A 1,048-nucleotide genomic window follows, 5' to 3' on the forward strand; every position below is an offset into this window, starting at 1 on the left:
TTTAGAGCGCGTTGCCGCGGGGTAGGACTTCTTCGGGGAACTCAAAGCGCTCGTGCGGCTGGTCCTGCGGCGCCATCCAGGCCCGAATCCCCTCGTTGAGCAAAATGTTCTTCGTGTAGAACGTCTCAAACTCAGGATCTTCTGCCGCCCGCGTCTCCTGACTGATAAAGTCATACGCCCGCAGGTTCAGCGCCAACCCCACCACTCCAATGCTCGACATCCACAATCCCGTCACCGGCACAAACAACATGAAAAAGTGCAGCCACCGCTTGTTGGAAAACGCTATCCCAAAAATCTGGCTCCAGTACCGGTTCGCCGTCACCATCGAGTACGTCTCTTCCGACTGCGTCGGCTCAAACGCCCGAAACGTGCTCGCCGCTTCCCCATCCTGAAACAACGTGTTCTCCACCGTCGCCCCATGGATGGCACACAGCAGCGCTCCACCCAACACGCCGGCCACCCCCATCATGTGGAAGGGGTTCAGCGTCCAGTTGTGGAACCCCTGGAAAAACAGCAAAAAGCGGAAAATCCCCGCCACCCCAAAGCTGGGGGCAAAAAACCAACTGCTCTGCCCCAGCGGGTAAATCAAAAACACGCTCACAAACACCGCAATCGGCGCGCTGAAGGCAATGGCGTTGTAGGGCCGCACCCCCACCAGGCGGGCAATCTCAAATTGCCGCAGCATAAAGCCAATCAAGCCCAGCGCCCCGTGCAGCGCCACAAACGTCCACAGCCCGCCAATCTGGCACCAGCGGGTAAAGTCCCCTTGGGCTTCCGGGCCCCACAGCAGCAGCAGGCTGTGGCCCATGCTGTCGGCGGGGGTGGACACGGCCACGGTCAAAAAGTTGCACCCTTCCAGGTAGGAGCTGGCCAGGCCGTGGGTGTACCAAGAAGTTACAAAGGTGGTGCCGGTCAGCCAGCCGCCCAAGGCCAAGTAGGCGCAGGGGAACAGCAGCAGCCCCGACCAGCCGATAAACACGAATCTGTCGCGCTTGAGCCAGTCATCGACGATGTCGAACCATCCTCGCTCCTGGCGTACGCGCCCTAC

At 60.2% G+C, this 1,048-nt stretch carries 1 protein-coding gene; it reads right to left on the minus strand.

Annotated elements, in window-relative coordinates:
- Position 1: 1 nt before the first annotated feature.
- A partial coding sequence (gene psbD / locus NW862_RS12740) for a photosystem II D2 protein (photosystem q(a) protein) (protein WP_414352358.1) occupies positions 2-1,048 on the minus strand: 1,047 nt, incomplete at its 5' end.

Origin of the sequence: Synechococcus sp. H55.8, from assembly GCF_047462375.1 — a bacterium.
GTDB lineage: Bacteria > Cyanobacteriota > Cyanobacteriia > Thermostichales > Thermostichaceae > Thermostichus.